General features: G+C 44.6%; 32 protein-coding genes. 2 read left to right on the forward strand and 30 right to left on the reverse strand.

The window, feature by feature from the left end; all coding sequences use genetic code 11:
• Positions 1-180: 180 nt before the first annotated feature.
• From map to ACX0G7_RS23400, 25 genes are all read right to left on the reverse strand, one after another.
• The gene (gene map, locus ACX0G7_RS23280) at positions 181-1,002 is read right to left on the reverse strand and encodes a type I methionyl aminopeptidase (RefSeq protein WP_458925933.1); all 822 of its coding nucleotides are present in this window, start codon (positions 1,000-1,002) and stop codon (positions 181-183) included.
• A gap of 124 nt (positions 1,003-1,126) precedes the next feature.
• Positions 1,127-2,464: a preprotein translocase subunit SecY gene (gene secY, locus ACX0G7_RS23285; protein ID WP_458925934.1), complete on the reverse strand. Its 1,338-nt coding sequence runs from the start codon at positions 2,462-2,464 to the stop codon at positions 1,127-1,129.
• 129 nt (positions 2,465-2,593) lie between these two features.
• A complete protein-coding gene (gene rplO / locus ACX0G7_RS23290) occupies positions 2,594-3,052 on the reverse strand; it encodes a 50S ribosomal protein L15 (protein WP_458925935.1) in 459 nt (152 codons plus the stop codon).
• A 109-nt stretch (positions 3,053-3,161) separates the two neighbouring features.
• Positions 3,162-3,341, reverse strand: a complete 180-nt coding sequence (gene rpmD / locus ACX0G7_RS23295) for a 50S ribosomal protein L30 (RefSeq protein ID WP_458925936.1) — start codon at positions 3,339-3,341, stop codon at positions 3,162-3,164.
• A 43-nt stretch (positions 3,342-3,384) separates the two neighbouring features.
• Positions 3,385-3,903 (reverse strand): 30S ribosomal protein S5, encoded by a 519-nt coding sequence (gene rpsE / locus ACX0G7_RS23300; RefSeq protein ID WP_458925937.1) that lies wholly within the window; start codon positions 3,901-3,903, stop codon positions 3,385-3,387.
• Between the two features lie 47 nt (positions 3,904-3,950).
• The gene (gene rplR, locus ACX0G7_RS23305) at positions 3,951-4,307 is read right to left on the reverse strand and encodes a 50S ribosomal protein L18 (protein ID WP_458925938.1); all 357 of its coding nucleotides are present in this window, start codon (positions 4,305-4,307) and stop codon (positions 3,951-3,953) included.
• Positions 4,308-4,412: 105 nt separating this feature from the next.
• Positions 4,413-4,967, reverse strand: coding sequence for a 50S ribosomal protein L6 (gene rplF / locus ACX0G7_RS23310; protein WP_458925939.1), 555 nt, complete (start codon positions 4,965-4,967; stop codon positions 4,413-4,415).
• Between the two features lie 95 nt (positions 4,968-5,062).
• A complete protein-coding gene (gene rpsH, locus ACX0G7_RS23315; protein WP_458925940.1) occupies positions 5,063-5,461 on the reverse strand; it encodes a 30S ribosomal protein S8 in 399 nt (132 codons plus the stop codon).
• Between the two features lie 227 nt (positions 5,462-5,688).
• Positions 5,689-5,958, reverse strand: coding sequence for a 30S ribosomal protein S14 (rpsN, locus tag ACX0G7_RS23320; protein ID WP_458925941.1), 270 nt, complete (start codon positions 5,956-5,958; stop codon positions 5,689-5,691).
• A gap of 96 nt (positions 5,959-6,054) precedes the next feature.
• A complete protein-coding gene (rplE, locus tag ACX0G7_RS23325) occupies positions 6,055-6,636 on the reverse strand; it encodes a 50S ribosomal protein L5 (protein ID WP_458925942.1) in 582 nt (193 codons plus the stop codon).
• Between the two features lie 8 nt (positions 6,637-6,644).
• A complete protein-coding gene (rplX, locus tag ACX0G7_RS23330) occupies positions 6,645-7,007 on the reverse strand; it encodes a 50S ribosomal protein L24 (protein WP_458925943.1) in 363 nt (120 codons plus the stop codon).
• A gap of 79 nt (positions 7,008-7,086) precedes the next feature.
• Entirely contained in the window at positions 7,087-7,455 is a 369-nt protein-coding gene (rplN, locus tag ACX0G7_RS23335; protein ID WP_167290996.1) for a 50S ribosomal protein L14, read from the reverse strand.
• A 31-nt stretch (positions 7,456-7,486) separates the two neighbouring features.
• On the reverse strand, positions 7,487-7,765 hold the full coding sequence (gene rpsQ, locus ACX0G7_RS23340; protein WP_458925944.1) for a 30S ribosomal protein S17: 279 nt from the start codon (positions 7,763-7,765) through the stop codon (positions 7,487-7,489).
• 84 nt (positions 7,766-7,849) lie between these two features.
• Entirely contained in the window at positions 7,850-8,068 is a 219-nt protein-coding gene (gene rpmC / locus ACX0G7_RS23345; RefSeq protein ID WP_458925945.1) for a 50S ribosomal protein L29, read from the reverse strand.
• 28 nt (positions 8,069-8,096) lie between these two features.
• Positions 8,097-8,531, reverse strand: coding sequence for a 50S ribosomal protein L16 (gene rplP / locus ACX0G7_RS23350; RefSeq protein WP_458925946.1), 435 nt, complete (start codon positions 8,529-8,531; stop codon positions 8,097-8,099).
• 44 nt (positions 8,532-8,575) lie between these two features.
• Complete coding sequence (gene rpsC, locus ACX0G7_RS23355; RefSeq protein WP_458925947.1) at positions 8,576-9,418, reverse strand: 30S ribosomal protein S3; 843 nt, start codon at positions 9,416-9,418, stop codon at positions 8,576-8,578.
• Positions 9,419-9,438: 20 nt separating this feature from the next.
• Positions 9,439-9,792, reverse strand: a complete 354-nt coding sequence (rplV, locus tag ACX0G7_RS23360) for a 50S ribosomal protein L22 (RefSeq protein WP_458925948.1) — start codon at positions 9,790-9,792, stop codon at positions 9,439-9,441.
• Positions 9,793-9,865: 73 nt separating this feature from the next.
• On the reverse strand, positions 9,866-10,138 hold the full coding sequence (gene rpsS, locus ACX0G7_RS23365; protein WP_458925949.1) for a 30S ribosomal protein S19: 273 nt from the start codon (positions 10,136-10,138) through the stop codon (positions 9,866-9,868).
• Positions 10,139-10,171: 33 nt separating this feature from the next.
• Positions 10,172-11,011: a 50S ribosomal protein L2 gene (gene rplB / locus ACX0G7_RS23370; protein WP_458925950.1), complete on the reverse strand. Its 840-nt coding sequence runs from the start codon at positions 11,009-11,011 to the stop codon at positions 10,172-10,174.
• 82 nt (positions 11,012-11,093) lie between these two features.
• Positions 11,094-11,393 carry a 50S ribosomal protein L23 gene (gene rplW, locus ACX0G7_RS23375; RefSeq protein ID WP_458925951.1) on the reverse strand — a complete coding sequence of 100 codons (300 nt, stop codon included), beginning with the start codon at positions 11,391-11,393 and terminating at the stop codon, positions 11,094-11,096.
• Between the two features lie 62 nt (positions 11,394-11,455).
• On the reverse strand, positions 11,456-12,094 hold the full coding sequence (gene rplD / locus ACX0G7_RS23380) for a 50S ribosomal protein L4 (RefSeq protein ID WP_458925952.1): 639 nt from the start codon (positions 12,092-12,094) through the stop codon (positions 11,456-11,458).
• A 9-nt stretch (positions 12,095-12,103) separates the two neighbouring features.
• Positions 12,104-12,721 (reverse strand): 50S ribosomal protein L3, encoded by a 618-nt coding sequence (rplC, locus tag ACX0G7_RS23385; protein WP_458925953.1) that lies wholly within the window; start codon positions 12,719-12,721, stop codon positions 12,104-12,106.
• A 314-nt stretch (positions 12,722-13,035) separates the two neighbouring features.
• Positions 13,036-13,341: a 30S ribosomal protein S10 gene (gene rpsJ, locus ACX0G7_RS23390; protein WP_458925954.1), complete on the reverse strand. Its 306-nt coding sequence runs from the start codon at positions 13,339-13,341 to the stop codon at positions 13,036-13,038.
• Positions 13,342-13,436: 95 nt separating this feature from the next.
• A complete protein-coding gene (locus ACX0G7_RS23395) occupies positions 13,437-15,638 on the reverse strand; it encodes a S9 family peptidase (RefSeq protein ID WP_458925955.1) in 2,202 nt (733 codons plus the stop codon).
• Between the two features lie 150 nt (positions 15,639-15,788).
• Positions 15,789-16,097, reverse strand: coding sequence for a hypothetical protein (locus ACX0G7_RS23400; protein ID WP_458925956.1), 309 nt, complete (start codon positions 16,095-16,097; stop codon positions 15,789-15,791).
• Between the two features lie 396 nt (positions 16,098-16,493).
• Between ACX0G7_RS23400 and ACX0G7_RS23405 the strand changes: the two genes are divergently transcribed.
• On the forward strand, positions 16,494-16,892 hold the full coding sequence (locus tag ACX0G7_RS23405; protein ID WP_458925957.1) for a c-type cytochrome: 399 nt from the start codon (positions 16,494-16,496) through the stop codon (positions 16,890-16,892).
• 138 nt (positions 16,893-17,030) lie between these two features.
• On the opposite strand, the gene fusA is transcribed toward ACX0G7_RS23405, so the two are convergent.
• From fusA to ACX0G7_RS23430, 5 genes are all read right to left on the reverse strand, one after another.
• On the reverse strand, positions 17,031-19,175 hold the full coding sequence (fusA, locus tag ACX0G7_RS23410) for an elongation factor G (RefSeq protein ID WP_458925958.1): 2,145 nt from the start codon (positions 19,173-19,175) through the stop codon (positions 17,031-17,033).
• A gap of 300 nt (positions 19,176-19,475) precedes the next feature.
• The gene (locus ACX0G7_RS23415) at positions 19,476-23,144 is read right to left on the reverse strand and encodes a T9SS type A sorting domain-containing protein (RefSeq protein WP_458925959.1); all 3,669 of its coding nucleotides are present in this window, start codon (positions 23,142-23,144) and stop codon (positions 19,476-19,478) included.
• A gap of 475 nt (positions 23,145-23,619) precedes the next feature.
• Positions 23,620-24,087 (reverse strand): 30S ribosomal protein S7, encoded by a 468-nt coding sequence (gene rpsG / locus ACX0G7_RS23420; protein WP_458925960.1) that lies wholly within the window; start codon positions 24,085-24,087, stop codon positions 23,620-23,622.
• Between the two features lie 24 nt (positions 24,088-24,111).
• Positions 24,112-24,492, reverse strand: coding sequence for a 30S ribosomal protein S12 (gene rpsL, locus ACX0G7_RS23425; protein WP_192617989.1), 381 nt, complete (start codon positions 24,490-24,492; stop codon positions 24,112-24,114).
• Positions 24,493-24,601: 109 nt separating this feature from the next.
• Complete coding sequence (locus ACX0G7_RS23430) at positions 24,602-25,666, reverse strand: branched-chain amino acid aminotransferase (RefSeq protein WP_458925961.1); 1,065 nt, start codon at positions 25,664-25,666, stop codon at positions 24,602-24,604.
• Positions 25,667-25,789: 123 nt separating this feature from the next.
• Between ACX0G7_RS23430 and ACX0G7_RS23435 the strand changes: the two genes are divergently transcribed.
• A complete protein-coding gene (locus ACX0G7_RS23435; protein ID WP_458925962.1) occupies positions 25,790-26,446 on the forward strand; it encodes a hypothetical protein in 657 nt (218 codons plus the stop codon).
• Positions 26,447-26,558: the final 112 nt, after the last annotated feature.

A 26,558-nucleotide genomic window follows, 5' to 3' on the forward strand; every position in this document is an offset into this window, starting at 1 on the left:
AGGGCTTTTTCGGCAATTACATTGTATTTAAACCCGACTACGCCGGATGATATTTCGTATGTAAGGATTTCTTGAGGGGCTTCGTCGGGCGAAGCCCTCATAGTATTCTTGAGTGGCTTCGTCGGCCGAAGCCCCGGATCAGAGGTTCATTAAGCGGCTACTTACGCGTAATGTGAAACTTTATATTACCGGGCTGGCTACCAGGTACCTCGAGTTCAGGTACTCATTCAGTATTTCCGCTTCTTCAACTTCTGCAAAGGATGAAAGGATATCTGCCTTGCCTTTCCGGATACATATATTATGTTCATAATGCGCTGCGGGTTTTCCATCCTTGGTTCTTACAGTCCAGCCATCATCATCATACCAAACCTCCCGAACTCCGAGATTAACCATTGGTTCGATAGCGATAACCATCCCTTCCTTCATCTTTGCACCGCTTCCTCTTTTCCCATAGTTCGGAACCTGTGGATCTTCGTGCAAATGTTTTCCAAGGCCATGGCCCACCAGTTCCCGCACCACACCATACTTATGTTGTTTCTCACAATAGTCCTGGATAGCGAAGGAAATATCTCCAACCCGGTTGCCTGATGTCGCTTTATCAATTCCGCGATACAAGGATTCTTTCGTAACCCTCATCAGTTGTAAAACTTCCTCAGGTGTATCGCCAATTGCAAAAGTATAGGCACTGTCCCCATGATACCCGTTCTTGAAAACACCCACATCCACGGACACAATATCACCATCTTTGAGCGGCGTTTTATTAGGAAAACCATGTACTACAGCATCATTAACTGAGATACAGGTTGCGAATGGGTAACCCTTATAATTTTTGAAAGATGGTACTCCCCCGTTTGCAAGGATAAACTTCTCTGCCACCAGGTCCAGTTCGTGCGTAGTGACACCTGGTTTGATTGCTTTTGCTACTTCAGCAATGGCCTGCCCCACGAGCAGGGCGCTATGCCGCATTATCTCGACTTCCTCTGTGCTTTTGTATATAATCATAGTAGTGCTGTTAAACTCAAAAGTCAAAATTCACCATCCGGATTCAGTCGTTTGCTGAGTTGTGCCGGGATGGTGAATTCTGACTTAATTATATTCAGATCCTTAGGTGGACCTATAAAAAATATTACATCGATACCGGCGAAGAGCTGGTCTGTCTTCCCTGGATCCTTCCTGTTTTCATTAAGCCATCGTACTGGCGCATCAACAACTGGGTTTCAATTTGCTGCAAGGTATCCAATACAACGCCCACCATAATCAGCAATGATGTTCCTCCGAAAAATGAAGAAAAACCAGGCTGTACTCCCAGGCGCTGTGCAAAACCAGGTAAGATGCCTACGATTGCCAGCAGGATTGCACCGGGCAATGTGATCTTATCCATTACGGCTCCAATGTAATCAGCCGTTGGCTGACCTGGTTTAACCCCTGGAATAAATCCGTTATTTCTTTTCAGATCATCAGCGATCTGCTTTGGATTGAAGATAAGCGCAGTGTAGAGGAAAGTAAAACCAATCACCATGACGGCATAGATCAGCATATACCAGAAATTGCTGTGGTCACTGAAGATCTTTGCAAGTCCCTGGGTTGTTTCGAAATTGGAAAGAAGTGTTGGCAGAAACATGATCGCCTGGGCGAAAATGATCGGCATTACACCTGAGCTGTTCACCTTCATGGGAAGGAACTGGCGGGCGCCGACAAATTGTTTACTTCCTACGATCTGCTTGGCGTATTGAACGGGAATCTTTCTTACCCCCTGGATCAATACGATCAGACCCATAATAATTCCTATCAATACTGCAATCTCTATTACGAACAGCAGTAATCCCAGGCCACCGGTAGGGATCTGTGCCTGCCATTCCTGCCAGATAGACTGGGGTAAACGCGCAAGGATACCTACCATGATGATGATGGAAGCACCGTTGCCTAAACCTTTATCTGTGATCTTCTCACCGAGCCACATTACAAACAGGGTACCTGCTGTAAGGATAACTGTAGTCGATAACCAGAAATAATCAGAATAAGCAGGGATAATAGCTTTTGCGTAACCGGGGCTGTTGAGATACGCAACATAGGCGCTGGCCTGTAATGCTGCCACGGCAACAGTCAAATATCTTGTATACTGACTGATCTTTTTACGACCACTGTCTCCTTCTTTCTGAAGTTTCTGAAACGGTGGATAAAGGATCGTCATAAGCTGCATGAAGATAGAAGCCGAAATATACGGCATGATACCAAGTGCAAGGATGGAAGCCTGCGAAAATGCTCCACCCGCGAAGGCATCAATCAAACCCAATATTCCGCCTTTATTTGCCGCTGCAGCGTCGATCTTCGCCGGGTCTATACCAGGAAGTACGATATGGGTACCTACCCGGTAGATCGCAATCAGGGTCAGTGTGACAAGTATCTTAGATCTCAACTCATCAATGCTCCAGATATTCTTAAGTGTCTGTATGAATTTTTTCACTGAACTAAGTTATGTAAATTACTTAACTAAATAATGCAACGCGGGCAAAACCCGGCGTTGCGTTAAGACTCGCCTCAATAAGAGCTGTAATCACTAAAATTGCATACGGTAAACGACCGTAACTTCAGGTTATTTTGCTCCGCCAATAATTTCAACGGATCCACCTGCAGCTTCGATCGCAGTTTTGGCTTTTTCGCTGATAGCGTTCACTTTGAACGTGATTTTTGCCTTCAGTTCGCCATTTCCAAGGATCTTAACTTTATCTGTTCTGCCAACAAGGCCATTTACATATAAATTTTCCATGCTGAACTCTTCAATTCCGTATTTTTCGGCAAGCTGAGCTACCTGGCCAAGATTGAAGACTTTATATTCCACACGGTGTGGGTTCTTAAAACCACGTTTTGGCAAACGACGCTGGATTGGCATCTGGCCACCTTCAAAACCCATTTTGCTTGAGTAACCGGCACGTTGCTGTCCACCCTTATTACCTTTTGTTGAGGTACCACCTTTACCGGAAGCTTCTCCGCGTCCTATTCTTTTCTCTTTGTGTGTTGCGCCTTTTGCCGGCCTGATTTCGTGTAGTTTCATGTTTTTGATTTTTACTCAACGGGGAATCTCCCCTCGCGTTTTTAGATTTGTTATCAAACAGAAAATACCAGTCTTTCAACTGGTAATCTCTATATCTTTCCGGGAATAATTAAGCCTCTTCCACCTTAACCAGGTGTTCAACCTTGCGGAGCATACCTAGTACCTGGGGAGTTGCTTCAACTTCCTTTGTAGCATTCATTTTGTTCAATCCCAGTGCCTGGAGAGTCAGTTTCTGACGTTCTGGTCTGTCAATACCGCTTTTTACCTGGGTGATCTTTATCTTTTTCATTTCAATCAGTTTATCTGGGAAAGGAAAAGTTCCTTTGAGAGAACTATCCGTTAAAAACTTTTTTCAGGTTCACATTTCTCTGCTTGGCCACGTTGATCGGCTCACGCAACATAGCTAATGCTTTGTAAGTAGCCTTTACCACGTTGTGAGGATTAGCTGAACCAAGAGACTTCGCGAGAACGTCGGTAACACCTGCGCTCTCAAGAACAGCACGCATGCTACCTCCGGCTATTACACCTGTACCATGTGCCGCTGGCCGGAGGAGAACTTTCGCTGCGCCTTCTTTTGCCAGTTGATCATGAGGTATAGTTCCGTGCATGATGGGAACTTTGATAAGATTCTTTTTTGCGTCTTCGATTCCTTTGGTAATAGCTTCCTGAACCTCTTTGGCCTTTCCAAGACCATGACCAACAACACCGCCTTCGTTACCAACAACAACTAAAGCAGAGAAACTGAAAGCACGACCGCCTTTAGTAGTTTTAACCACACGGTTGATAGCCACCACTTTTTCTTTCAACTCCAGATCGCCCGCTTTAACCTTGTTTAAATTAACTTTTGCCATTTATTATAATTTCAGATTTGAAATAGAATAGTTTTTGCCTGATGAGCTTAGAATTTAAGACCACCTTCACGGGCTCCGTCTGCAACCGATTTTACACGACCATGGAACAGGTTACCGCCACGATCAAAAGTGCAGGTAGTAATACCGAGTTCAACAGCTTTGCGTGCGATAGCGGCACCGACCAGTTTAGATTTCTCCACTTTTGTTACCTTCTGGGCAGCAATGTCCTTTTCCCTGCTTGAAGCAGAAACAAGTGTTTTGCCTTCAACATCATCGATCAGCTGTGCGTAGATCTCCATGTTGCTTCTGAATATTGCGAGGCGTGGATTCTGGGAAGTACCGGTGATCTTTTTACGGATACGGTAGCGGATCTTTTGCCTTTTAAGAAGTTTTGTAGTAGCCATTGTTCTTTATTTTATAATCTCACGATTCTGCCGGGAGATCCTTTTTACTGAAAGTTAATTGAATGAGTTTCCGAGTAGTCTGAAAGCGATCCCGTACGTACGGGATTATTTCCCAGCAGCTTTACCAGCTTTACGACGGATAACCTCACCGATATATTTAACACCTTTACCTTTGTAAGGCTCAGGCTTACGGAGTCCACGAATTTTTGCAGCAACCTGGCCAACCAGTTGTTTATCGATCCCTTCGAGGTAGATCTTCGGGTTTTCCCCTTTTGCCTGCTCAGTTTTAACCTGGAGTTCTTTAGGAACCTCAAAAATGATATTGTGAGAATATCCCAAAGCCAGATCAAGCAGGTTGCCGGTGCTGGCAGCCTTATAACCTACACCCACCAGTTCAAGATTTTTCTTGTAACCTTCTGTAACACCCTTAACCATGTTTGCAACCAGTGAACGATACAAACCATGCATTGCACGGTGACGGATCTGATCAGTTGGACGCGTAATTTCTACCTGGCCATCTTTCACTTCAACCTTGATATCACGATCAACAGTTTGTTTTAATTCTCCTTTTGGTCCTTTAACAGTGAGGACGTTGTTTGCTCCTACTGTTAGTGTAACGCCTGATGGCAACTGAACCGGTTGTTTACCTATACGGGACATAATTTTAAAAATTATTAGTTTGAAAATCTGGTTTACCGGTTGAACGTGTTCAGCTCCGTATAGAGAGCTTAATTGTCAGACAACCGCTGTTTATATTAATAGATATAGCACAAAACTTCACCACCCACATTCTGGGTTTTAGCCTGCTTGTCTGTCATTACACCTTTTGATGTACTGATAATAGCAACGCCAAGACCATTCTTCACACGTTTGAATTCACCAGGGCTTGAATACTGGCGAAGACCCGGACGGCTTACTCTTTCCAGTGAACGGATAGCTGGTTCTTTACTGGTTGGATCATATTTCAGTGCTATTTTGATAACACCTTGTTTGCTGTCGTCTTCGAATTTGTACTTCAGGATATAACCCTGGTCGTACAAAATTTCAGTGATCCTCTTTTTCAGGTTTGAAGCAGGGATCTCTACAATTCTATGACCTGCAAGTTGTGCATTACGTACGCGGGTCAGGAAGTCTGCTATAGGATCAGTAACCATATAATCTCAGTTGAAATTTGTTATTTGTAAAAAAAGTCGTTTCAGTTTGGAAGTCTTCAGCTCCTTTCGGCAACCTTTACGAAAACCTCCACTTAAAAAATCCTTCGCCCAACGAAGCTTTTAGCGTAGTTGGGAATCGTCCTTCGAAGCCCTTTAGGAGCATACCCGGTTGAGCTCAGACGGGCGTAGAAGGTTTAACTTCCATGCTTCCGTCATCTTGTGTTAAATTACCAGCTTGCCTTGCGGATACCTGGGATCTTGCCATTCAAAGCCATATCACGGAAAGTAACCCGGGACATACCGAAATAGCGGATATAACCTCTTGGTCTTCCAGTAAGCTGACAACGGTTTTTCAGACGTACCGGAGAAGCATTCTTAGGCAGTTCATCAAGAGCTTTGTAGTCTCCTGCTGCTTTAAGTGCTGCACGCTTTTCTGCAAACTGGGCTACCAGGCGTACTCTCTTTCTCTGTCTGGCTTTAACTGATTCCTTTGCCATATTATATTATTGGTTTTAGTACTTGCTTTTCTTTGTCCTCCGAAACCCTCAAACTGTTACTTAACTAACTTTTTCGGGAAGCAGGAGGATTTTTGATTAAAGTTGCTCTTCGCCTTTCTTAGCGTTTTTAAACGGCATACCCATTTCTTTCAGAAGTTCGTATGCTTCTTCGTTGGTCTGGGCAGTGGTAACAAACGTAATGTCCATACCAGTGATCCTGTTAACCTTATCGATATCGATCTCAGGGAAAATGATCTGCTCAGTAACACCGAGGGTATAGTTTCCACGACCATCGAAAGACTTTTCATTGACACCCTTGAAGTCACGAACACGTGGCAGTGCGGTTGCAATGAGCCTGTCAAGGAACTCATACATCTTAACACCACGGAGGGTAACTCTTGCACCGATCGGCATTGCCTTTCTCAGCTTGAAGTTTGAGATATCCTTTTTAGACAGGGTAGATACTGCTTTCTGACCAGTGATAGTTGTCAGTTCATCAACTGCGATATCAACCAGTTTTTTGTCAGTCACCGCGCCGTTAACACCGCGGTTCAGGCAGATCTTTTCAAGTTTAGGAACCTGCATAACGCTTGTATAATTGAAGCGCTTCATCATTGCAGGTATAACATCTTTCTTGTACTTATCTGCTAATCTCGGAGTATAATTTGTTGTGCTCATGATTGTGATTATTTAATAACCTCGCCGGATTTTTTTGCTACTCGTACCAGTTTACCATTTTCACGGGTACGCTTTACTTTTGAAGGAGCATTGCTTTTTGCATCCCACAACATAACATTGGAGATATGCACAGGCAATTCCTTTTTAACGATACCACCTTTAGTATCACGGGCAGAAGGTTTTGTGTGTTTGGTAACCACATGCACACCCTCTACAAGAACCTTCTCAGTTTCCGGAAATACTTCCAGTACTTTGCGGGGCTTGTAGACAATTTTGCCACTGTCATCTTTCCTGGGGCGTGATGCACCTGAAATAACAACAACCATGTCACCCTTCTTGATATTAAACTTGGCTTTGAATCTTGTACTCATTGTTATATAATTTGTCTCTTAATGAGAAATTGTTGGTCTGTTGTGATATCAATGATCGTTGCTGATCATTGTTTCCCGATTATAGAACTTCCGGAGCGAGAGAAATGATTTTCATATATCCCTTGTCGCGCAGTTCCCTGGCAACAGGTCCGAAAATACGGGTACCGCGTGGCTCATCAGAAGCGTTCAACAATACAACTGCATTATCATCGAAACGGATATAAGATCCGTCCTTACGACGCAGTTTGTTTTTTGTACGCACGATAACCGCTTTGGTTACTGTTCCTTTTTTAATACCACCGGCAGGGATCGCATCCTTAACAGTTACTACGATCTTATCTCCGATTTTAGCATAATCCTGGCCGCTATTCCCTAATACACGGATACATAACACTTCCTTGGCGCCACTATTATCAGCTACATTTAATCTGCTTTCTTGCTGAATCATCTTTTTACGATTTGAGAATTGTGGTTAATGATTATTTCGCTTTTTCCACCACTTCAACAAGTCTCCAACGTTTGGTCTTGCTTAATGGACGGCTTTCCATGATCTTTACAACATCACCGATCGTGCACTCATCTTTTTCATCATGAGCATGGAACTTGGTAGTCTTTTTAACGAACTTACCATAGATAGGGTGTTTTACCCTTCTTTCAACAGCTACCGTGATAGTCTTAGCCATCTTGTTGCTGGTAACCACACCGGTTCTTATTTTACGCAAATTTCTTTCTTCAGCGCTTGTTGTATTTTCAGCCATTGTTATAATTTATAAATTTGAAAATTTGAAAATTTGAAAATGAAAGCTTGTAATCATCAGCAGTCTTCAAATTTTCAGATTCATTTATTTTGATTCGACCTCTTCTTTCCTTGATTGCAGGAAGGTTTTCAAACGGGCAAGATCTTTACGCAGATCACGGATGCTCATTGGATTCTCCAGGGGAGAAATTGCATGAGCGAACTCCAGTTTCTTAAGACGTAATTCATCTTCCTGGATTCTTGCCTTCAGATCCTTTGCACTCACATCTTTCAGGCTATTTACGAATTCGATTCTCTTTGACATCTTATGCTAATTGAAAAGTTTGACAATGTTATTTGCTGATCACATCCGCCTGGTAATCGCGGCGGGTAATGAACTTTGTTTTGATCGGCAGTTTCTGAGCAGCAAGATGGAAAGCTTCTTTCGCAACTGTTTCAGTAACACCGTCGCACTCAAATAAGATACGTCCTGGTTCAACTACGGCAGCCCAGAATTCAGGGTTACCTTTACCTTTACCCATTCTCACTTCCTGTGGTTTGCGGGTAATTGGTTTGTCAGGGAATATGCGAATCCAAACATTACCTTCTCTTTTCATAGCACGGGTCATTGCCTGGCGTGCTGCTTCGATCTGGCGATTTGTCAACCAAATAGGTTCCATGGCTTTCAGAGCGAATGAGCCGAATGATATGGAATATCCGCGCTTTGCCACTTCCCGGATGCGCCCTTTTTGCGCTTTCCTATGTTTGGTTCTTTTTGGCTGTAACATCTATCTAAAATTTGAAAATTTGAAAATTGGATGATTATAATCTACTATCGTCTTCCACCACCGCCGGCCGGGCCTCTTCTGTCACCACCGCCACCGCCTCTGTTGCGGTCGCCGCCTGGTGCGCCACCTCTGCGATCACCACCACCTCTTCTGTCACCACCGCCACCGCGTGGATCTCTCATATCATCATTCGGACGATCTCTCCTGTCGCTCACATCACTTTTACCACCAACAAAATTCGGATTCAGATCACGTTGTCCAAGAACTTCACCTTTACAGATCCATACCTTAATACCGATCTTACCATAAACAGTAAGCGCAAAAACGTTTGCATAATCGATATCCATACGAAGGGTATGTAATGGAGTACGTCCCTGTTTGATTTCCTCTGAACGTGCTATTTCAGCACCGCCCAAACGACCACCAACCTTGATCTTGATACCTTCAGCACCCATGCGTAGTGCAGAAGCTATTGCCATCTTAATGGCTCTTTTATAATTGATACGGTTTTCGATCTGGCGCGCGATAGTATCACCTACGATCATCGCATCCAGTTCGGGACGACGGATCTCCAGGATATTAATCTGGACATCATCCTTACCGGTTAATTTCTTCAACTCTTCTTTAATACGGTCAACCTCACCACCACCTTTACCAATGATGATACCTGGCTTGGAAGTATGAATGGTTACGATCAGTTTATTAAGCGTACGCTCAATAACGATCTTGGAGATACCACCCTTATTGATACGCGCCATCAGGTAGGTTCTGATCCTGTTATCTTCGATCAACTTGGTAGAGAAATCTCTTTTGTTACCATACCAGTTAGATTCCCAACCGCGAATGATCCCTAACCTGGCACCAATAGGATTTGTTTTCTGACCCATTTATTATAATTTGATATGAATTATTTAGTTGTTGTCTTAGTATCTACAATCAGGGTAACATGGTTACTGCGCTTACGCATCCTGTACGCCCGGCCCTGGGGAGCTGGTAACATTCTTTTCAACGTTCTCGCACCATCAACAAATACTGTTTTCACAATCAGGTTAGCATCTTCTGCACTTTCATTCTCGTTCTTCTGCTTCCAGTTATTAATTGCGCTCAACAATAATTTGTGTAAAGGTGTGGCAGAGTGTTGTGGATGGTATTCCAAAAAAGCCAATGCCTTTTCCACTTCCACACCGCGGATTTCATCAGCCAGTAAACGCATCCTGCGTGGTGATGTGGGGTAATTTTTAAGTTTAGCTACTGCTTCCATTTTTTATTATTTTGCTCCGCCTTCGCCTGGGGCTTCGGCAGACAAGGTCCACCAACGCCGGCATGCGGTTAATTTATGCTACTTTTTTGCTTGAGTGACCTTTGAAGTTCCGGGTAGGTGCAAACTCACCGAGTTTATGACCAACCATAAATTCAGTCACGTAAACGGGAATGAATTTGTTACCGTTGTGCACAGCAAAAGTATGTCCCACGAAGTCCGGAGTTATGGTCGACCGGCGGCTCCATGTTTTAATCACACTTCTCTTGTTTTTACCTTCGTTAATTGCCAACACTTTTTCTTCAAGTCCGGCAGCTACGTAAGGGCCTTTTTTAATTGAACGAGCCATGGTAATTTGAAAGTTTGAATTTGATAATTTTAATTACTTCGCTAATTTTTTACCTTTCTTGGTCTGGATAATCAGCTTATCGCTTCCTTTTCCTCTCTGACGTGTTTTCAAGCCCTTAGCATATTTGCCTGTTCTTGAACGTGGATGACCACCTGAAGATTTACCTTCACCACCACCCATCGGGTGATCGACGGGGTTCATCGCAACACCACGTGTTCTTGGTTTAATACCTCTCCAGCGATTACGACCAGCTTTACCCATTGTTTCCAGGCTATGATCGCTATTACTAACGATACCAACGGTAGCGTAGCAATTAATTAAAACCTTTCTTAATTCACCGGAAGGCATTTTAAGTACCGCGTATCTTTCTTCCTTATTTGTCAGCTGGGCAGAAGCTCCGGCACTGCGTACCAGTTTACCACCCTGACCAGGCTGCATTTCTATATTGTGAATGTTTGTACCTAAAGGCATATTTTTCATCTGTAATGCGTTGCCGATTTCCGGTGCAACCTCATTACCTGAAATAACTGAACCCCCAACCTGCAAACCCTGTGGTGCAATGATGTAACGTTTCTCACCATCAGCATAATGCAACAAAGCAATAAACGCCGTACGGTTTGGATCATATTCAATAGAAGCTACAACAGCAGGTACGTCTTTCTTATCTCTTTTGAAATCAACCAGGCGATACATTTTCTTGTGACCACCGCCTCTGTAGCGCATTGATCTTCTTCCCTGAACGTTTCTACCAGCCGTTGACTTTGTACTTTCAAGCAGGCTTTTTTCCGGCGTGTCAGTTGTTATCTCGGCAAATGCATTACCAATTCTCCAACGTGTTCCGGCGGTAATGGGTTTGTATTTTCTAAGTGCCATGTTTAAATGCTTATTCGGTTTTAAAATCTTTAGTCAATTCTTTGCGGCGATTGACTCGCCATTCTTATCAGATGTCCGCTTATTAAATATTTGCGTACAGATCTATGGTTTCACCTTCGGCAACTTTTACATATGCCTTTTTGTAAGCTGGCTTACGGCCAGAGATCACTCCGGCTTTGGTGAACCTTGATTTTGCTTTTCCGGGAACTACCACCGTATTTACTTCGATAACATTCACACCGTAAAACTCTTCGATCGCTTTTTTGATCTCGAGTTTGTTTGATTTCCGTGCAACACGGAAAGCGTATGTGCGGCTGCTGTCAGAAAGCTTATTGCTTTTTTCAGTAACGATTGGTTTAACCAGAACTTCTGCGAGTCTCATATAACACTCTATTTGAAAATTTATAATTGTTGCCACATCCCACATATGAGGGACGGGACTATTTATGCTACAACTTCAGCTTCGTCTTCAGCGAAAATTTTTGCTGTACTTTCAGTCAAAACCAACACATCCGCATTGATAAGATCGTAAGTATTGATATCTGCGAGTAAAGTACCATTCACCTTAGGAATGTTACGTACACTCAGGAACAGGTTATCGTTATCTTCGGGGTAGACAAACAACAACTTCTTTGAAGCGATGTTAAGTCCTTTCAGAATTCCGAGAATTTCTTTGGTCTTTGGAACTTCCAAATTGATATCCTCAACGATCATGATGGCGTTTGCCTTGGCTTTGTAAGACAGTGCACCCATCTTTGCAAGATCCTTAACCTTACGGTTAAGTTTGAAATCATAATCGCGGGGTTTTGGTCCGAAGATAGTACCACCACCCTTGTTCAAAGGACTGCGGAGATTACCTTTACGGGCACCACCGGTACCTTTCTGGCGGTGAAGTTTTTTGCTGGAACCTTTAACTTCAAGACGTGTCTTCACTTTATGCGTTCCCTGGCGTTGAGCAGCGAGATGCTGTTTAACTGCCAGATAGATTACGTGATCGTTCGGCTCAAGACCGAATATTTCATCAGGCAACTCAACAGAGCGTCCCGATTTTTCACCTTTTATATTTAATACATCTACTTGCATCGTATCCTATTATTTCTGAATTAAGACAATTGATCCATTATGACCAGGAACCGAGCCGGTAACCAGTAAGTAATTCTTTTCAGTAAAGATCTTAACGACTTTCAGTCCTTTAACCTTTACACGGTCACCGCCCATGCGGCCGGCCATACGCATACCCTTGAATACACGGGAAGCATCAGAAGAGTTACCGATAGAACCGGGAGCCCTTGAACGGTCATGCTGACCGTGGGACTGACCACCTACACCGGAAAATCCATGGCGCTTAACAACACCCTGGAAACCTTTTCCTTTAGTGGTTCCAACGATTTCTACTTTATCTCCTTCTGCGAAAATGTCTACAGTGATGGTTTCACCGAGCGCTTTCTCAAGAGAATAATCGCGAAATTCTTTTACAAACTTTTTTGCTGCTGTATTGGCTTTAGCGAAGTGATTTTTTTCGGCAGAGATTGTGTGTTTCTCGTTCTTATCGCCGAATGCTAACTGGATAGCGTTGTATCCGTCGGATTCTGTAGTTTTTACCTGGGTCACTACATTAGGACCCGCTTCAATAATGGTGCAGGGAGTCTGCTTACCATCGGGGCCGAAGATGCTGGTCATCCCAATTTTTTTGCCAATAATTCCTTTCATTGTTAGTACAATTTGTGCCTTCGAAAGGTTGAAGAGACATTCGCAAAATGACTGCCTTGCAATCATTGGCAACTTCAATCCCCGTTTGCCGCCGACCTTTTCCGGTTTTCCCACTTGTGGGAGAGGAAGTACCGACGGTAAACTAACCTCGAAGGGCTAGTTCATATGTTAATGTTGTTTACCAGGCTCCTGTTTCCAGTTACCCTCTCCCAGCGCTGTTTTAAGATTGCTCTGTTTACAGATAGGATTGAAAGAACTTCTTTTATAGAAAAACCCCGTCAGTATTTAATAACCCTGACAGGGCTCATCAATCATCAAGCTTTGATCTCAACATCAACACCACTAGGCAGATCCAGCTTACTAAGCGCATCTACTGTACGTGAAGACGAAGTATAAATGTCCAGCAAACGCTTGTGCGTGCATAACTGGAACTGCTCACGACTCTTCTTGTTTACGTGCGGAGAACGCAGAACCGTAAAAATCTTTTTACGTGTAGGTAAAGGAATAGGTCCTGTAACTACCGCGCCTGTTGTACGCACTGTTTTGACGATCTTCTCGGCAGATTTATCTACCAGGTTGTGATCGTAAGACTGTAATTTTATTCTGATTCTCTGAGACATATGCCTAAATCCAATTTTTAATTGGGAGTGCAAAGGTAATGGCTGTTTTGTTATCGGCAAAAGAAATCTGCAACTTTTTACAAAAATCTCCTTTATTATCTTGGGCCCGGCGGACAATGTTTACGCAGGTATTCGGTATACAATGTGGAAAGATGTATACCTGTGCCCTGCCCCTCAGCAATGCTGTGGGTCCTGTTAGGGTAAGCCATCAGCTGGAACTGGCGGTTATGTTTAATCAGTTCGTTAATAAGCTTTTCTGCGTTATTATAATGCACATTATCATCACCGGTGCCATGAATATACAGCAGGTTGCCCTTTAGCTTCGAGGCATGGGTGACAGGTGAACCATCCCTGAAATCTTCCGGATTTTCCTGGGGGAGACCCATGTATCGTTCCTGGTAAATATTGTCATAGGTACGCTGGTCAGCGACTGCGGCCACAGCAATACCGGTTTTATAAATACCGGGATACTGGAACATCAGGTTAAGGGTGGCGGTGCCTCCCCCGCTCCACCCCCAGACAGCTATCCTGGACGAATCTACAAATGGCCATTTCAGGACTTCCCTGGCGGCACTTGCCTGGTCGCTGATGTTCAGGCGGCCGATTTTCCGGTACACCGACTTACGCCATGCACTGCCTTTCGGTACCGGTGTACCCCGGTTGTCAATGCTGATATAGATATAACCGTCCGCCGCCATGTCTCCCTTATAGAGCCAGTTATTGCCAACCCCATACTCATCCCGGACATTCTGGCCGGCGGGTTCGGTGTAGACAAAAAATACCACAGGGTATTTTTTTGATTGATCGAAATTCCGTGGCTTCACCATCCATCCGTCCATTTCGACCCCCTCGGCTGTCCTGATCCTGAAAAATGTCGTTTTAGCCGCGGCGCTATCTGTTTTCCTCAGCGCGAGGTCGACTTTGTTCTGGGACCTGATACCCTGGTGATCTGGTATGTTGATAATTTCGCGGACGGGGGCGGTATAATGATTGGAGAAGTTATGAAGGGCAAAGGCAGCACCCGGAGCGATGGTATAGCTGTGAGTTCCCGGCTGGTTCATCGGGGTGACCCGCTGAAGTTTACCTTTTCCGTCAAGCCGGGTCCGGTACAGATAGCTTTGGGTAGCATTGTCTGGCGAAGCCGTAAAGTACAAAAAGCCGGCTTTTTCGTTTATCCCGGCTATATCTATCACGTCGTAGTTTCCGCCCGTGATAAGTGTTTCCTTTTTTCCGTCGCGGCTCAGCCGGTAAATATGCCGCCAGCCGTCCTTCTCGCTCGCCCACAAAAATTCCCTCCCCTGGTTGATCCAATCCCATCCACCCCAGATATAATCACTATCCCAGGAAGGCTGTATATCTATCCAGGCGGCATCTTTTTCCTCGTAGATTACCGAAGGTTCACCGGTTGTAACATCACAGAGCAGCAGCTTTGAATCGTTTTGCCTGCGGTTAAGGTGCTGCATAATCAATTCGCGGCTGTTGGCTGCCCACTCCATCCTTGGCAGGTAGGAACCCAGTTTGGGATCCGTCTGCAGATTCATGAATTTGTTTCCGCCAGTGGCAACGTCCACTACCCCGATCCTGAACGGCGATGGCGGTTCACCGGAAATCGGGTATTCCACCGGCACTGCGAATGGATACAGCGAGTCGGTGTTATTTACCATGAGGTAATCTTTGGTGCCTCTCGCATCTATCTGCCAGTAAGCGATGCGCCGGCTGTCAGGACTCCATCGGAATCCGTCCCTGCAATAAAATTCTTCTTCATACACCCAGTCGAATGTGCCGTTGATAAGCTTACGATGGCCATCAGTTGTCAGGGGAATTACTTTTCCCGTTGCCACTTCTTCAGCATACAGGTTGTATTCACTTACATAAGCAACCATCCTGGCGTCGGGTGAAAACTTCGCAAACATCAGGGAAGCGGCGGGTCGGCCCGCACCCAATTTTCTGAGCTTCCCGGTTTTCATATCCAGCACCCAGTAATCACCCCGGGTATTGAGTCTCCACACTTTCCTGGTATTTGTAAAGATGAGCACCTTGTCCATATCAGCCGAAAACGAAAAAGAATATGGAACCACGCTTTTGCTTCCTCCGTCCGTTTTCAGTTTCTCTTTGCTTACCAGGACCGTCTTTGTCTCTGATGGCAACTGGTAATGTACAATCTCCCCGGCTTCAATACGGTAATAACCATCGCCGGATTGCGACCATGTTAACTTCGCCTGTCCGGAAAGCAGCAACGAAGAGCAGCTCATAATAACAAGGAACATTACGGCCCGGGGGATGTGACTACTAAACATAAAAGCGTTTTTCTCGAATTTTTCTCTGGGTGTAAATTTACTTCAATGACTTTAATAAAACGTTGAAACCCGGACGGGCCGGGTTTAACGATGACTGAAGTGTAACCTTTATAATAGAAGGGTATATCTTCAAAGGGACGATATTACGGATCAGTACCGCCCGCGCTGCCAGTTGCCGGGCACCCACACATAACCGTTACGGGTATCCCTCCAGTATCCCCTTGAATAACGATGTCCACGGCGAGGCAAAGCCCAGTATCCATCCTGCCACACATAATTGCGTCCCCTGCCAACCCATTCACCTTCGATCCATATGTGTCGTGGTGAAGGAGCCATCGGATAAACTCTTGCATGCGGTACCGTCGGTCTTACTCTTACTACAATCTGGGCTTCACTTGCCCAGGATATTCCAAGCAACATTGAAGTAGCCAGGAAGAGGCGGGTGATATTCTTTTTCATTGCCAATAGTTTTATTATACCTATTGGAAGCCAAACAGATTTTGAAGTTTAAGACATGTAATGGTATTAACAGTTTGTTGCAGAATGTCTAAATCAGGAAACGTTTCGTTGATGACGATACCGGGATGACGATGAGCATTCGGAGACCGCTATGAGCCTTGGGAGATGGCGATGACTATTCGGAGATGGCGATGAGCATTCGGAGCTGGCGATGAGTATTCCGGAATTGCGATGAGTTTGTGGAGGCGGTGATGCGTATTCCTGAATGGTGATGCGCATTCCGAAAACGCGACCTGCCTTCAGCAATCGTGATGAGAATTTCCCACGACCTTCACGCAGGAGAATGTTTTTGCGAAACGAAGTATTTCAGTACATTTAAAAGATAAACCAAACTATATGCGCCGAAAAATGCTCGTTCTGTCGTTAGTCGTTCTTGCTATCGCATTCTGTTCTGTTAGTTTTACTGAAGAGCCAAAGTACAAGAATCTCAAAGTACTTAAGAAAAATATCACTAATGATGAATTGGAGATTGTGATGAAAGAGTTTAAAACGGCATTGGGAGTAAAATGCAATTTTTGTCATGCGCCCAGCAAAACGGATCCGAAGAAGATGGATTTCGCAAGCGATGAAAATGAGCATAAAGAAATTGCCCGCGATATGATGCGTATGTCAATGCGTATCAATAAGAAATACTTTAAGGCCAGTAAGGACAGCGTAGCAACGATAAGCTGCTTTACCTGCCACCGGGGAGAAAAAGAGCCAAAAGAAGCCCCCAAAGAAGTTCTTGAAAATTAATATTGCGATTTCTTCCTGCACTGCTGCGCTATTAGTTTAAGCGAGTCGAAGATTGTATAAATCCGGCGGCGCCAGAAACGGAAAAGGGTCGTCTCATGCAATTGAGACGACCCTTTTTGAATTTATTCTGAATAATGCTTAGTCAACCTTTGCTTTACCTTTTACCTTAGCAACCACTTCTTCAGCGATATTGTTAGGTGCAGGTGAGTAATGACTGAACTCCATTGTTGAAGTTGCACGGCCGGATGACAATGAACGGAGCTGTGTTACGTATCCGAACATTTCGCTCAATGGAACCTTGGCTTTTATCACCTGTACTCCATGTTTGCTGTCCATACCTTCAAGCATACCACGACGACGGTTAAGGTCACCTGTAACATCACCCATATACTGATCCGGTGTTAATACCTCCACTTTCATGATCGGCTCAAGCAATGTTGGTTTCGCTTTGCGGGCTGCTTCACGGAAACCTTGTTTTGCACAAAGTTCGAAGCTCATCGCATCACTATCCACAGCGTGGAAGCTACCATCAAACACACGAACCTTCATATTGTCGAGCGGGTAGTTTGCCAACACACCATTTTTCATGGCCTGTTCAAAACCTTTCTGAATGGCAGGAACAAACTCACGTGGAATAGATCCACCGAATATATCATTGACAAACTGGTATTTGCCTTTTCCTTCAGCCAGGAACTCTTCATCAGCAGGTCCGATCTCAAAAATGATGTCGGCGAACTTACCACGACCACCGGTTTGCTTTTTAAGCGTTTCACGGTGTTCAATGGTTTTACCCAGAGATTCTTTATAAGCCACCTGAGGTGCACCCTGGTTGATCTCTACCTTGAACTCGCGTTTCATACGGTCAACAATGATCTCAAGGTGAAGTTCACCCATACCCTGGAGGATGGTCTGACCAGTTTCTTCGTCTGTGTTCACACGCAGTGTCGGATCTTCTTCAACCAGCTTGGCGATCGCCATACCCATCTTATCTACGTCTGCCTGAGTTTTAGGCTCAATAGCAATCGCAATAACCGGTTCAGGGAAGGTCATTGATTCAAGAACGATCGGCTGATCTTCATTACAAAGGGTATCCCCTGTTTTTATATCCTTAAATCCTACAGCTGCACCAATATCACCAGCTTCGATAAAATCGATGGGGTGTTGTTTGTTTGCATGCATCTGCATGATACGGCTGATCCTCTCATTTTTGCCGGTACGTGTGTTAAGCACATAGCTGCCTGAATCCAGTCGTCCGGAATAAGCCCGGAAGAACGCAAGACGACCCACGAAAGGATCGGTCATGATCTTGAATGCAAGCGCCGCAAAAGGTCCTTTCGGATCTGCGGTACGGGTGATCTCTTCGCCGGTATCAGGATTCGTACCTGTTACAGCTTCGATATCCAATGGTCCGGGGAGATAACGGACAATGGCATCCAGTGCGGTCTGCACACCTTTATTTTTGAAAGATGAACCACACATCATCGGGATGATGGAAATATCGATCGTTGCTTTACGGATAGCTTCGTGAATTTCGGCTTCTGTGATCGTATTAGGATCGTCAAAGAATTTTTCCAGGAGTTTATCGTCGTAATCGGCAACGGCCTCAATCAGGTGTTGTCTCCACTCTTCCACATCAGCCTTCATTTCTTCGGGAATGGGAACTTCGTTGAAGGTCATACCCTGGCTTGCGTCGTCCCAGATCATACCTTTCATGGTGATCAGATCCACAACTCCCTTGAAACCGTCCTCGGCCCCGATCGGAAGTTGCAATGGAACTGCTTTTGCACCCAACATTTCCCTTACCTGTTTTACCACGTTCAGGAAGTCTGCACCCGCACGGTCCATTTTGTTAACGAAACCGATCCTGGGAACCTTGTACTTGTTAGCCTGGCGCCAAACGGTTTCAGACTGTGGTTCTACACCGGAAACTGCGCAAAATAATGCAAGTAATCCGTCAAGAACACGGAGTGAACGCTCAACCTCAACGGTAAAGTCCACGTGTCCTGGGGTATCGATAATATTAAATTTATATTGATGTGTTTCCGGCACTTTCTTTCCCTGAACCATAGGGAAGTTCCAGAAGCAGGTGGTTGCTGCTGAAGTGATTGTAATACCTCTTTCCTGCTCCTGCGCCATCCAGTCCATGGTTGCGGCACCATCATGTACCTCACCAATCTTGTGATTAACGCCTGTGTAGTAAAGGATACGTTCAGTTGTGGTAGTTTTACCGGCATCGATGTGAGCCGCAATACCAAAGTTTCGTTGAAATCTTAAGTCTCCCATGACTTGGTTATTTACTTTTAATTTTGAACCAGGGACAAAATATCCCTGAATTTTGGAGCGCAAAGTTACGTAAAATGACTGGAATTGTAATGAGAAGGTTCAATATATCCTCCTATCATTTAACTTTCCTATGGCTAAGTTGAGAATCAACAGTTTATTCGCCTGGTTGCCCCCAATTTCAACCTCACTGTAATTGCCTATCAATGTCCTCTGTCGGGCCGTTCATTTACAGGTCCTCCCGGGCACACGAAAGCCCCGCTTACCGCGAGGCCCCCGTGCCGTAATCAAAGAAACATGTAACTATTCAAACATAACCTTGTAAGAACTGATCTCTCCCGTCTTGAGGTTATTTATTTTAAGTACATAAACACCCGGTTTTACTGAGGCCGGCCTCCTGTATTGCAGTGTTGTGTTCAGTACATTCTGATGAGTTGATTCGTAGATGATCTGTCCTGAGGCGCTGTAAAGGGAAAGCTTCAGGGTTTCGTACTCCTTGTTTTTGATGCTGACGTTCATCAGATCCCTCACAGGATTAGGGAACACAGACACCTTTGCTGATGATGCAGATTTGAATGAAACCGTATTGGTAAGTATTGACCTGTTATTTTTAGTGATGATCTTAACACGATAGTAAGACACACCTTGTGCAGGCTGGTTATCGGTATAGATGTACATGTTCTGGCCTTGTTTTTTTGCACTTACTTTACCAATCTGTTTGAAGTCACCATCTTTTGCTGTGCTTCTTTCAACCTGGTACTCTTTTGTATCATCTTCATTGCTGGCAACCCATGTTAACTGGTGACCACCTGTCACTGTTTTACCGGTAAGGCTAACTTTTGAAGCCAGTATCATTCCACCACATCCACCATCCATGCGGAAATAAGTGAGTTTTGTAAGACAACCGCTGTTGACAAGCATTTTTGACACATATCGGCCAGTATCAGAAGGAAGCAGTTCAGGAATGTTATAGCTGATGCCTGTTCCAACCAGGGTAGAATCTCCCGCGCCGTTGAACTTGTACCACTGATAATTAGCGTTTGCAATTGAATCCACGTTCAGCGTTACATTATTATACATACAGTTTGAAGTTGCAGTAACAATTACGTTGGCCAATGGACGGATGCTCACATCATTCAGGGTTGCATTTCCGCAGGCGTCAACTGAACGAAGACGTATCAATGAATAAACGGTGCCATTATTTACCCCGAATACCGGGCTCAGTTGCGGAGCTGCGAGGATACTTGGCGATGAAGGCATAGATCCTATCACCTCGTAAGTGAATGGAGCTACTCCACCAGTTACTGCAGCACCCACACTAAAGCTGTTATTATCACACTGGTAAGCTGCAGACTGCATTAAAGTTGGGAAAGAATAGGGTTGCAACTGGAAGGTGTCATACAGTTTGTTTGAACAGGTTGGAATGGTATACTCAACTACATATGTTGCAGGTTCCATGTTGCTGAAGGTATAGTTACCAGGAGTACTGGTTGAGTGAGTAAGGCTTGTTACTGCCCCGTTTTTCCTGATAATTACAGGTGTTACACTTCCAAAGCTCGAAGAGGCTGTGACCACGATATCTCCGCTACCATTCTGCCAGACACCACTGGGACATTTTGAGTTAGTAAGAATGCTTTTGTTTAACCAGCTTGCCGTAGGGATAATGTTCATTGAATCTTTTCCACCGCAATTATCTGTACCAACAACTTTGTAATGCTGACCTGAAGGTAAAGCAGCCAGGCCGTTGATTGTGATAGCAGCTGTTGAAGAAGCTACAGTACTCATCAATGCACCCCATTGGTTATACACCTGCACATTGTACGGTGCTACACCTGCAGAAAAATTTACTTGTAGTGTAGTGAACCCGATATTGCAACTTGCAGTTGAGCTTACAGAAAGATCAGTCGGGATCAGTGATGCAGTGAAAGGTCTTATTATAGTTGTATCATAACAGCTATTGACGATACGCATCTGATAGCTTCCGTAAGGAAGAGTGAAAGTACCGCTGGTGTTACATGCAACCTGGTTATTCAGATTGTCATAAACACAATACTGTGGTGAAGTCAGGTAAGTTCCGGCAGATGTATTAACCTGGAAACCTGTACAAGTCCTGTTGCTGATCGATGTCGTTCCACCCACAGGTATCGGCCGGTTCACGGTGAAGTTTCTTTCAATAGTAGTGTCATAACAACCGGCGTTATTTACGACCCTTAATGTATAGCTGCCATAAGACAGGTTGTGAAACAAACCTGAAGGCTGGCAAGCCACCAGGACATTACTGCTATTATATAAACAAAAGGAAGGGTTATTAAGATTTGTTCCATTGAATCCGGCTGAAAAAGTTGTACAAAGCTGGTTTGATATCGCGGGACTAGTTACCGTCGTTGGCACTGGTCTTGAAGCACCAATACAACGTGAAATCACCGTATCATAACATGCGCTGGTATAGCGAACACAATAATTACCGTAGGCAATTCCGGCAAAGTTTCCGGTGGTATTACAGGCTACCAGGTTTCCTGAGTTGTCGTACAAACAATACGAAGGTGAATTCAGGTTCGATCCCGAACCCATCGTAATATTAAATGTGCTACATCCCAGACCTGTAGCGGAAACTGCCCCTACAACGGGAACCAATGGTACCGCTGCAAAGTTGCGTGTGAACACTGTACCAGTACACCCGTCCGTAGTAACTATAGAATAACGTCCATAAGGAATATTCGCAAATACACCGTTAGAATTACAACCTACCAAAGTGTTGGTGCTGTCGTACAGGCAGAAATTCGGAGAATTCAGGTTTACCTGGCCACCAACTGTAGCAGTAAATGAGTTACACGCATAATTTGATACCGTAACATTAGCATTAACAGAAGGGACCGGCTGTGCTACTGTGAATGTTCTTGTAATCGTAGTGTCATAACAATCATCCCTAACCGTAATGCGGTACGAACCATAAGGCACGCCCGTAAAGCTACCGGTTGTATTACAGGAGATAAGCGCGCTGGGACTGGTTCTATACAAACAATACAGGGGGTCAGTCAGGTTTCCGGGTGTAGCGATCGCGGCATTAAAACTGCTACAGTTCTGGCCTGAAATAGCTACTGTATTACCTACCACCGGACGAACAGTTTCTGTCCAGCCAGTATAACGATAAACACCACAAAGATCTTTAGCCACGATGACCAGTGAACGAAGTGTGCCCTTATAAACACGGAAGGTTCTTGTAGATGACCATGATGTATCACCCGCGCCACGGATAATGCCATATTGAAAACCGTTGAACGCTGTTCCGGAAAGGTTAGTGTTTCCTTTATTATCCTTAAGGTTGATAACAACATCAGCCTCATCACAGTTAACTGTGGTTATGCTGGTGCCATCAAAAAACCAGTTGTAATTAAGTACGCTTACTCTCCTTGTTTGCATACCGCCACATGAATCCCTTAACTGAATTGAATAATCACCCGGAACCAGGTTGGTGAATGTTCCTGTACTGTTTGTTGTTCCAATGTTGCTGGCAGACGGGGCTACAATAGAAAATGAAAATGGATTACGGCCATTTTCAAGATTTGTTACTGTAATTGTACCGTCGTTACCATTGATACAGGTGACATCTGTCTGGGCGATATTGAATCTCGGATCGCTGTAGGAACCCGCAACAACGATATTGCTCGTTTCAAACACACAGCCACTGGTTACATCCCTCACAGTTACCAGGTAACTACCCGCCGGCAAACCCGATATTATAGATGATGAGGTGAATGAAGTGGTAACAGGTCCGCTGACTTTATAATTATAATTGCCGGAACCTCCGCTGGCAACAACTGCAATCGTACCGGTAGCGATACATCTTGACTCGGTTGTGCTATATGTAGCGGTAAGGGTTGAACAATCCTGCGCCGTGGCACAAACCACAAACAGCAGGTGAAGGAAGAGGAAAAGGCTAAAGCCTTTTTTAGGGTAGAGATCAAGTTTCATAACGTGCATTCTAAGGATTACGGATAGAACAAATACAGTGTAAAGGAAAAGTAAAATTACGGTGGGTGCAAGTGGATTCCCCCTGTTTTCGACGATTGGGCCAATTATGCCGATAAGTGTTTTCGAGTAGATTTAGCTACAGACTGTCTGCTATAACGAGCACACTCATCTTGATTATCAGACGATTAAAGGCGATGGACGGTTGAATCTAGATGGGAAAGTGGCCCCTTTACACACAAAATATGTTCTGCAGAATTTACGGTGCTTGGGTAATAATACGCGGGGCAAACTGCGGAATAAGTGTACCGCAAATGGACTTTTGCGGAAAATTCGACCATCACTTGTGAGAAATTGGGTCCGGGCTGTCTACTGAAATTCCCGGGATGGCTGTTAAAATTGAAAAAGCCATCCCGCACGTGCGGGATGGCTGTATATAATAAGGTGTGACCTGATATTTGTAAAACAACCTGTCTTATTAGACACGGAAGTGAGCGAAAGCCTTGTTGGCTTCAGCCATACGGTGTGTGTCTTCTTTCTTTTTGAAAGCTCCACCTTCACCTTTGCTGGCGGCAACTATCTCCTGGGATAATTTTTCTGCCATGCTACGGCCATTCCTGTCGCGGCTGTAACGTATCAACCATTTGATACTGAGGGAAATCTTGCGATCTGCACGAACCTCTGAAGGGATCTGGAAAGTTGCACCACCAATACGGCGGCTTCTTACTTCTACTGCAGGTGTAACATTGGTTAGCGCCTTTTTCCAGATTTCATAACCGTTTTCACCGGTTTGTTTGGAAACGCGATCCATTGCATCGTAAAATATGTTGAAGGCAGTGTTCTTTTTACCCTGCCACATCAGATTATTGACAAAACGGCTCACAAGGGCATCGCTGTATCTTGCATCAGGTGCAGGGGCGATTTTTTTGGCTTTAGTCTTCCTCATCTATAAATGATTGTAATTGCTTTATTATTTTTTAGCTTTTTCGCGCTTAGTACCATACTTGGAGCGACTTTGTTTACGGTCTTTTACACCGGCAGTATCCAGACTACCACGAACAATGTGATAACGCACACCTGGTAAATCTTTCACACGACCACCTCTCACCAATACGATAGAGTGTTCCTGCAAGTTGTGACCTTCACCGGGGATATAGGCGATCACCTCAACCTTATTAGTCAAACGTACCTTCGCCACCTTACGGAGCGCCGAGTTTGGCTTTTTAGGCGTTGTAGTATAAACCCTGGTGCACACCCCTCTCCGGAACGGACAGGAATCCAGTGCCCTGGACTTACTTTTCGCTTTAATTATCTCTCTTCCTTTTCTTACCAATTGTTGAATAGTAGGCATTCTGAACCTTTTAAATTTGGGAGGGCAAAGGTAATGACTTTTATCTAAAAATTGAAAACAAGCTTAAAAAAATCCAAATAAATTAATTCCCACCTCTTCTCCACATTTCTCAAACTTTTAATAACCAACCATATGGGTCTTCGGTTCTTCCTTCGCGGATAGCGTCCAGCTGTTTTTTAAGCCCCGGGCCAGCAACCCAGTTTTCTTCCTGGAAATGCATTACGAAATCTTTATAGCGAAGTTCACGGATCATGGAAATGGTTGCGGCGGTACCGGTGCCAAAAACCTCCTTCAAAGTACCGGCTGTATATGCTTCGCAGATCTCATCGATGTTTATCGGGCGCTCCTCTACCTCGTAACCCATAGCTGTCAACACCTTTATGGCACTGTCGCGGGTTACGCCCGCCAGGATGGTGCTGTTTTCCAGGTCCGGGGTACAAGCCTTGTTCCCAATGATAAAAAACACGTTCATTGTCCCGATCTCCTGCACATATTTGTGTTCAAACGCATCGGTCCAGAGCACCTGGTCATAACCTTTTTTCTTTGCCTCGGCGGTAGCGAGCATACTTCCACCATAATTACCGGCCACTTTCGCGAACCCTACCCCGCCCGGAGCCGCCCTGGTATAATTCTCCTCCACATAAATCCGCATTGGATCTGCATAATATGGCCCGGTTGGGCTAAGCAGTATCAGGAATTTATAGGTTTCGGATGGCTTCACCCCGATCACTTCATCCGATGAAAACATAAATGGCCTTATATAAAGTGCGTGATCCTTCTTGTCCGGGATCCAGTTACTGTCAAGCGCGATCAGCTGACGCATCCCTTCTATAAAGATTTCTGCAGGTACAGTTGGCATCTGCATCCTTTCAGCCGAGATGTTGAACCTCCTGAAGTTATCCATCGGTCTGAATATAGATATGTCTCCATTCTGGAGCCTGTACGCTTTTATTCCCTCGAATATAGACTGACCGTAATGCAAAGCAGCAAGGGAAGGATGTAATACAAGAGGCTGATATGGCTTAATTTCAACATTTGTCCACTGACCACCTTCGTAATCAGCTTCGAGCATGTAATCGGTGAAATATTTGCCAAAAGGAATGTTCTCCAGCGACGTATCATTCAGTTTACTCCGTTCAATCCTGGTTACCGGAAACCTTTGAGCAGCGATCATAAAGTAATTATTTTTGTGGTTACAAAGAAACAAACAAACTTCGGCCCTGCAAAAAATCCAGCCTGTTTTCAACTAACAATTGTTAGTTAAATACAAAGAAGCGCCGGAATAATCAATCCAGATATGTCTTTTAAGGATGTTATATTACCCGATTTTGTGATTGCCGACCTATTCGCCGGTTCCATAACCACCGTCTCAGCGGCAAAGACCGGCGTATCGCCAACCAAAACGGAAGTCACCACCGCAATCGACGGTTCAACGGCCACAATCGGAGGCTCAAACAACACTACCGAAGGCTCGGTCACCAGAACACGGGTGTCGCCAGCCAATACGCCCGACCTGCCTTCAGCGACGGCGACTACCCAGCCTTCCCCGGATGAAGTTTACCGGTACCTGGGGAAAAATCAGAAGAAGGTTTCGATCATCGCCAGGTATAAGGATGATCCTTACATTCCTGAAGAACATCTGCAGTTTCTGATCAAAATACTTTCTGCCTGCAAACTAAACCTTGGTGATGTAGCCATTTTGAATGATGCCTCAGGTGGCGTGTCTATGGCAAAGCTGAAAAAACAACTTAATCCCGCCTTTGTTTTACTTTTTGGGGTGGAGCCCGCTGAAATAGGCCTTCCCTTAAATTTCCCCCCCCTCCGGCCACAATTGTTCGAGGCTTGTTATTTTCTCAATATACCGGCTATAGATTCTCTGTTGCCGGACACTGAAACAGCAAAAGGTCTGAAAAAGCAACTTTGGGACTGTCTTAAAAAAATGTTCTCCGTATAACCTATGCAGTCGATAATTTTTGCAACAAATAATCAACATAAGGTCGAAGAGATCCAGGCAGCTATCGGCAACCAGGTGAACATCATATCACTTGCCGGGGCGGGGATCAACA

This window comes from Flavitalea antarctica (genome assembly GCF_054461535.1).

What these genes read in the sequence shown, in the direction of transcription:
- ACX0G7_RS23400 (WP_458925956.1), bottom strand. Translation starts at nt 16,097, where the DNA reads ATGAAAAAGAATATCACCCGCCTCTTCCTGGCTACTTCAATGTTGCTT.
- map (WP_458925933.1), bottom strand. Translation starts at nt 1,002, where the DNA reads ATGATTATATACAAAAGCACAGAGGAAGTCGAGATAATGCGGCATAGC.
- rplV (WP_458925948.1), bottom strand. Translation starts at nt 9,792, where the DNA reads ATGGAAGCAGTAGCTAAACTTAAAAATTACCCCACATCACCACGCAGG.
- rplD (WP_458925952.1), bottom strand. Translation starts at nt 12,094, where the DNA reads ATGCAAGTAGATGTATTAAATATAAAAGGTGAAAAATCGGGACGCTCT.
- rpsE (WP_458925937.1), bottom strand. Translation starts at nt 3,903, where the DNA reads ATGGCAAAAGTTAATTTAAACAAGGTTAAAGCGGGCGATCTGGAGTTG.
- rplX (WP_458925943.1), bottom strand. Translation starts at nt 7,007, where the DNA reads ATGAGTACAAGATTCAAAGCCAAGTTTAATATCAAGAAGGGTGACATG.
- rplF (WP_458925939.1), bottom strand. Translation starts at nt 4,967, where the DNA reads ATGTCCCGTATAGGTAAACAACCGGTTCAGTTGCCATCAGGCGTTACA.
- rplN (WP_167290996.1), bottom strand. Translation starts at nt 7,455, where the DNA reads ATGATTCAGCAAGAAAGCAGATTAAATGTAGCTGATAATAGTGGCGCC.
- rplW (WP_458925951.1), bottom strand. Translation starts at nt 11,393, where the DNA reads ATGAGACTCGCAGAAGTTCTGGTTAAACCAATCGTTACTGAAAAAAGC.
- rpsH (WP_458925940.1), bottom strand. Translation starts at nt 5,461, where the DNA reads ATGGTTACTGATCCTATAGCAGACTTCCTGACCCGCGTACGTAATGCA.
- rpsQ (WP_458925944.1), bottom strand. Translation starts at nt 7,765, where the DNA reads ATGGCTGAAAATACAACAAGCGCTGAAGAAAGAAATTTGCGTAAAATA.
- rpsN (WP_458925941.1), bottom strand. Translation starts at nt 5,958, where the DNA reads ATGGCAAAGGAATCAGTTAAAGCCAGACAGAGAAAGAGAGTACGCCTG.
- ACX0G7_RS23405 (WP_458925957.1), top strand. Translation starts at nt 16,494, where the DNA reads ATGCGCCGAAAAATGCTCGTTCTGTCGTTAGTCGTTCTTGCTATCGCA.
- rpsC (WP_458925947.1), bottom strand. Translation starts at nt 9,418, where the DNA reads ATGGGTCAGAAAACAAATCCTATTGGTGCCAGGTTAGGGATCATTCGC.
- rpmD (WP_458925936.1), bottom strand. Translation starts at nt 3,341, where the DNA reads ATGAAAAAGATAAAGATCACCCAGGTAAAAAGCGGTATTGACAGACCA.
- ACX0G7_RS23415 (WP_458925959.1), bottom strand. Translation starts at nt 23,144, where the DNA reads ATGAAACTTGATCTCTACCCTAAAAAAGGCTTTAGCCTTTTCCTCTTC.
- ACX0G7_RS23435 (WP_458925962.1), top strand. Translation starts at nt 25,790, where the DNA reads ATGTCTTTTAAGGATGTTATATTACCCGATTTTGTGATTGCCGACCTA.
- rpsJ (WP_458925954.1), bottom strand. Translation starts at nt 13,341, where the DNA reads ATGTCTCAGAGAATCAGAATAAAATTACAGTCTTACGATCACAACCTG.
- ACX0G7_RS23395 (WP_458925955.1), bottom strand. Translation starts at nt 15,638, where the DNA reads ATGTTTAGTAGTCACATCCCCCGGGCCGTAATGTTCCTTGTTATTATG.
- fusA (WP_458925958.1), bottom strand. Translation starts at nt 19,175, where the DNA reads ATGGGAGACTTAAGATTTCAACGAAACTTTGGTATTGCGGCTCACATC.
- rplP (WP_458925946.1), bottom strand. Translation starts at nt 8,531, where the DNA reads ATGTTACAGCCAAAAAGAACCAAACATAGGAAAGCGCAAAAAGGGCGC.
- rplC (WP_458925953.1), bottom strand. Translation starts at nt 12,721, where the DNA reads ATGAAAGGAATTATTGGCAAAAAAATTGGGATGACCAGCATCTTCGGC.
- rpsL (WP_192617989.1), bottom strand. Translation starts at nt 24,492, where the DNA reads ATGCCTACTATTCAACAATTGGTAAGAAAAGGAAGAGAGATAATTAAA.
- rplE (WP_458925942.1), bottom strand. Translation starts at nt 6,636, where the DNA reads ATGAGCACAACAAATTATACTCCGAGATTAGCAGATAAGTACAAGAAA.
- rplB (WP_458925950.1), bottom strand. Translation starts at nt 11,011, where the DNA reads ATGGCACTTAGAAAATACAAACCCATTACCGCCGGAACACGTTGGAGA.
- rpsS (WP_458925949.1), bottom strand. Translation starts at nt 10,138, where the DNA reads ATGGCTCGTTCAATTAAAAAAGGCCCTTACGTAGCTGCCGGACTTGAA.
- ACX0G7_RS23430 (WP_458925961.1), bottom strand. Translation starts at nt 25,666, where the DNA reads ATGATCGCTGCTCAAAGGTTTCCGGTAACCAGGATTGAACGGAGTAAA.
- rpmC (WP_458925945.1), bottom strand. Translation starts at nt 8,068, where the DNA reads ATGTCAAAGAGAATCGAATTCGTAAATAGCCTGAAAGATGTGAGTGCA.
- rplO (WP_458925935.1), bottom strand. Translation starts at nt 3,052, where the DNA reads ATGAAACTACACGAAATCAGGCCGGCAAAAGGCGCAACACACAAAGAG.
- rplR (WP_458925938.1), bottom strand. Translation starts at nt 4,307, where the DNA reads ATGGCTACTACAAAACTTCTTAAAAGGCAAAAGATCCGCTACCGTATC.
- rpsG (WP_458925960.1), bottom strand. Translation starts at nt 24,087, where the DNA reads ATGAGGAAGACTAAAGCCAAAAAAATCGCCCCTGCACCTGATGCAAGA.